Source organism: Mycobacterium sp. (genome assembly GCF_052144515.1).
In the GTDB taxonomy this organism is placed as follows: domain Bacteria; phylum Actinomycetota; class Actinomycetes; order Mycobacteriales; family Mycobacteriaceae; genus Mycobacterium.
This window is the reverse complement of the sequence record NZ_JBKQQD010000172.1, coordinates 1-4,858: the sequence shown is the minus strand read 5'-3', so window position 1 is coordinate 4,858 and position 4,858 is coordinate 1. Positions and strand designations below refer to the sequence as shown.

At 62.2% G+C, this 4,858-nt stretch carries 2 protein-coding genes and 2 pseudogenes; 2 read left to right on the top strand and 2 right to left on the bottom strand.

Annotation, left to right across the window (positions count from 1 at the left end):
- Nucleotides 1–356 precede the first annotated feature (356 nt).
- The gene (locus ACLP9N_RS11625) at nt 357–2,801 is read left to right on the top strand and encodes a phosphoketolase family protein (protein WP_442407547.1); all 2,445 of its coding nucleotides are present in this window, start codon (nt 357–359) and stop codon (nt 2,799–2,801) included.
- 95 nt (nt 2,802–2,896) lie between these two features.
- Here the strand turns inward: ACLP9N_RS11625 and ACLP9N_RS11620 are convergent.
- Together ACLP9N_RS11620 and ACLP9N_RS11615 are read right to left on the bottom strand one after the other, a co-directional pair.
- Nucleotides 2,897–3,125: pseudogene (locus tag ACLP9N_RS11620) on the bottom strand (IS6 family transposase); the annotation flags it as partial.
- A gap of 6 nt (nt 3,126–3,131) precedes the next feature.
- Nucleotides 3,132–4,370 (bottom strand): transposase, encoded by a 1,239-nt coding sequence (locus tag ACLP9N_RS11615; protein ID WP_442407546.1) that lies wholly within the window; start codon nt 4,368–4,370, stop codon nt 3,132–3,134.
- Nucleotides 4,371–4,586: 216 nt separating this feature from the next.
- Here ACLP9N_RS11615 and ACLP9N_RS11610 point away from each other — a divergent pair.
- Nucleotides 4,587–4,858 (top strand): annotated as a pseudogene (locus tag ACLP9N_RS11610) (TetR/AcrR family transcriptional regulator); the annotation flags it as partial.

The following is a 4,858-nucleotide window of genomic DNA, read 5'->3' as shown; positions in this document are numbered from 1 at the left end:
CATGAGAACTTTCCTTACTGGTATCCGGGTCGTGTGCTATCGTCTGAACCGCGGCGTCGGTGTCCTTAATCGAAACCGGTGCCGGCGCGAAGAATTGCATGTCCTCGCGCACGAACATTCGTTGCCGGTAACGCCGGTGTAGGCGGGCGGCGCACCGCTGAAGACTTGAAGACCACGCGGCCATTGTCGTGGGCGGCAGGATGCTCGGCGCGCTGGGCTCCGAGTAGGCATGCTCGAAGACGCTGCCGATACAAGGAGATAGACGACGAACGATTGTCGTGCGAGCACTTCGACGAGCCGCACTGCGGGTACACATCGATTATCAATGGGTCCGTGACCCAAGGAGATTCCGAACCATGAGTACGCCAGCGAAAACGTCGCAGGAAGTTCACGCCGATGAAAAGATCTCCGCATACGGTACCGCTCGCTCGACGATTAAGGGGACACCGCTCAGCGCCGAAGAACTCCGCAAGATCGACGCTTACTGGCGCGCCAGTCTCTACCTCTCTTTGGGGATGCTCTATCTGAAGGAAAATCCTCTACTGCGCGAGCCGCTGAAAATCGAGCAAACCAAGCCCCGACTGTTGGGCCACTGGGGCTCCGACCCTGGCCAGAGCTTCACCTACATTCACTTCAACCGGCTGATCAACAAGTATGACCTAAATGCGATCTTCATCTCGGGCCCCGGACACGGCGCGCCTGCCGTATTGTCGAACGCGTACCTCGAAGGCACGTACTCCGAAATCTACCCGGATAAGAGCGAAGATCTTGCCGGGATGCAGCGCTTCTTCAAGCAGTTCAGCTTCCCGGGAGGGATTGGCAGTCATGCGACTCCCGAAACCCCTGGCAGCATCCACGAAGGCGGAGAGCTCGGTTACAGCATCTCGCACGCCTACGGGACGGTGTATGACCATCCAGACCTGATCACGCTTGTGATGGTGGGTGACGGTGAGTCCGAGACCGGCCCGCTCGCGACCAGCTGGCACAGCAACAAGTTCCTTAATCCAGTAGTTGACGGCGCGGTGCTGCCTGTCCTGCATCTCAACGGCTACAAGATCAATAACCCCACCGTCCTCGCCCGCATCAGCCATGAAGAGCTGGAAGCGCTGTTCGTTGGATACGGGTACACGCCGTACTTCGTCGAAGGCAGCGATCCTCAGAGCATGCATCAGGCGATGGCTGCGACACTGGAGCATTGCGTACTCGAGATTCGCAAAATCCAGGATGAGGCACGTGAGACCGGTAGAGCGGTCCGGCCGCGCTGGCCGATGATCGTCTTGCGCAGTCCCAAGGGATGGACGGCGCCGCGGCAGGTTGATGATCACTACCTCGAAGGCTTCTGGCGCGCGCACCAGATCCCCATTACGGACGTAGCTACAAATCCAAGGCATTTGAAACTGCTTGAAAGCTGGTTACGCGGTTACAAGCCCGAAGAGCTCTTCGATGAGAGCGGTCGGTTAGTGCCAGAGTTGAAGACTCTGGCTCCCAAGGGAAATCGGCGGATGAGTGCAAATCCGATCGCGAATGGTGGTCTGGTTCGCAAGCCGCTGGATATGCCCGATTTTCGGAGTTTTGGGGTCGAAGTCAAAAAACCCGGCGCTACCTTGGCCGGGAACGTCCCGACACTCGGCAACTTCCTGCGGGAAGTGATGCGGCTGAATATGGACCGCTTCCGCGTCTTCGGACCGGATGAAACGCAATCCAACAAGCTCGAGGCGATTTATGACGTCGCCAAGAAAGTCTGGCTGGGAGAGTACTTTCCCGAGGACGCGGACGGCGGTGAGCTCGCTCCCAACGGACGCGTGATGGAGATCCTGAGCGAGCACACCGTCGAAGGATGGCTGGAGGGTTACCTCCTGAGCGGTCGGCACGGCTTACTCAACAGCTACGAGCCGTTCATACACGTCATAGACTCGATGTTTAATCAGCACGCCAAGTGGCTGGAAAAATGTAACGAACTGCCGTGGCGGGCAAAGGTGTCGTCACTGAACCTACTAATCACCGCATTAGTCTGGCGACAGGATCATAACGGCTTCACGCATCAGGACCCGGGTTTTCTCGACGTGATCGCCAACAAGAGTCCCGATGTCGTCCGCGTCTACCTGCCACCCGACGGTAACTGCCTGCTGTCTGTTGCTGATCACTGCCTACGAAGTGTCAACTACGTCAACGTTATTGTCGCCGACAAGCAAGTGCATCTGCAGTACCTGGACATGGAAGCGGCAATCGAGCACTGCACCAAAGGCCTCGGCATCTGGAATTGGGCCAGCAACGACCAGGGAGCCGAGCCTGATGTAGTCATGGCTGGCTGCGGCGACTGCCCAACGATGGAGTCTTTGGCCGCCACCGCACTGCTTCGCCAGCACCTACCCGACGTGAAGGTGCGGTTCGTAAATGTGGTCGATCTCTTCCGGCTGGTTCCTAGCACGGAACATCCGCACGGCCTAACGGATCACGAGTTCGAGGCCATCTTCGCCCCAAACAAGCCGGTCATCTTCAACTTCCATTCCTATCCTTGGCTGATTCATCGGCTTACCTATCGCCGACCGGGCCAGCACAACATCCACGTGCGCGGATACAAGGAGAAGGGAAACATAAACACCCCACTGGAATTGGCCATCCAGAACCAAACGGATCGCTTCAGCCTCGCAATTGACGCCATCGACCGAATGCCTCGCTTCCAGGTCACCGGAGCCGGCGTTCGGGAGGCGCTGCTCAACCGTCAGATAGAGGCTAAGAGCCACGCCTACGAGTTCGGTATCGACCCTGAGGAGATCACGAGTTGGCAGTGGCCATTCTGAGGGCACTGTCAACTTGAGTCAACCTAATTGGCCGGTGGGATGATTCGGGGTGATGAGCCGTGGCTTGGACGAAACGTCCTGTCCCAGTCGCCGATTCAGGCGGCGGCCGTGGTCGTCGCCCCGGTGATCGCGTTCCAGACCGCGAAGCGGTCGGCCATCACCTGTGGGGTAGTCGGCCGCCGACAGCAGGTGCCGACGGGGCCGAAAGTGCGGCGAGATGCCGCTGAACGCGGACAGGAACCGTTGCGCGTGCCGGATCGACTTGAAGCGTTTCATCGCCCGCTCGCGTTGCCGCGTGGGCTGGTGAGAGTTCTCGGCGCGGTTGAGTTCTCAACCGATGTCAAGTGTTGCGACGAAAGCGGTGGGCGGTTCATGCTGGTTGCGGAACGGGCGAGCCTTGGAGCGCGTGGCGACTCCTGTCTTGGCACGCTCGTTCCGCTCGTTGCGTCGTGGGTGTCTGTGGGGGGTGACCTTGCGCCGGGCGGCACGGACCTCGGGTGGCACGGTGTAGCGTTCGGCGACGATGGCGCGTCCTTGGGCTTCGGTGATGACGCGGCCGTCGGTGTCGCGCAATAGGTAGTGGGTGCCGGCGCGCAGACAGGCGGCGATTCGGGTGAGCAGGACCGCAGCCAGCGTGCAGACCGCGGAATCGTGGTGCTTACCGGCGAGCATGAGCCGCTGGTAGCGGACGGCCAGGGTGGGGTCGACCTTGCGGGCGTGGTCGGCGGCGATGAACAGGGCCTCGCGCAGGCAGCAATCGCCGGCCTTGGTCGGTCCGCGGTGGCCGTCGGCTTGGCCGGAGGAGTCGGCGGCCGGGACCAGCCCGGCGAAGGAGCGGACCGCGGCCAGGTTGGCGAATCGTGTTGGGTCGCCGAGTCGTCCGAGGATCTGGGGTGCGCAGACGCGGCCGGCGCCGGGTACCGAGCGCACGATCCCGGCCGGGTCGGCCTTGTCGTAGAGCGCGCCGATGCGCTTGTCGAACCCATTGATCTCGTCGGTCAGGGTCAGCGCGAGCCGGGCTTCGGCGGCGATATCGGCGCCCAGCGCGTCGAAGTCGAGCTCGCCGCCGTCTGCTCCCCACAGCCGGAGCGTGGTCGCGGCGGCTTCGATGACCGCGTCGGCGCGTTCGTCTGCCCATGCCTGGCGGCTGGAGCGGCGGAAAAACGCCGCCAGGCGGGCCTTGCCGAGGCGTTTGACCTGGACCGGGTTGGCGTACCGGGCCAAAAACCGCAGCGCGGTCAACGTCATATCCGAACCCAGCGCGGCGATCCACGCCGGCCCGAGGATCTCCAGCAGCGCATCAAGGCGGGCCATGCACGCGGTGCGCCGATGCACCAGCCCAGAGCGGATCTTGACCGCCCGCTTCAGCTCGTCGCCGGGGCCCAGCGAGTCCTCGCGGTGCAGCCCCTCGGGGTGCAAAAGGGGAAGCCGGGCAAGCACTTTGGAGTCGAGCCGATCAGTCTTGGTGTGCTTGTTGTAGTAATCACGCAGATCAGCGGACTGCTCGGGTGGCACCATCACCACCGTCGCGCCGTGGCGGCGGAATGGTGTCGTTGAAGCCCTGAGCAATACCGAGAACGGCTACACGCGTTACCGACACCCGTCTGACCCGGCGCCAACCTCGCTCGGTCCTGGTGCCACGATCCTTACCGGCACCCCATTTTCGGCAAGCTGCTACGGCCACACCGAACCCACAGTCGCGGACCCTCACGATGCGCTCTGGTCGGCTTCAGCAGCCAGGGCTTAGCTTGCGGCTGGGGTCAGCTTCGGGAGACCGGGGCCTGCAACCACTTCGACAGCAAGGAAGAGCTGTTCGAGGCCGCGGTCAATGAGGTACTCGACGACCTCGGCGCGATACTCGACAAGCTCACCGTCGAGGGCGAGGATCCGGCGGAGACATTCGCCCGCAGTTTCCGGCTGGTGGGGCGGTTGTTCAGGCGGCGCCCGGAGATGTGCCGGGTGCTTCTCAACGCCGGGTTGACGTTGATCTCCGCTGACCGCGGCCTGGCTCCGCGGGCTCTGCGTGACATCAGTCGCGCTGGGCGCGCCGGCCGGTT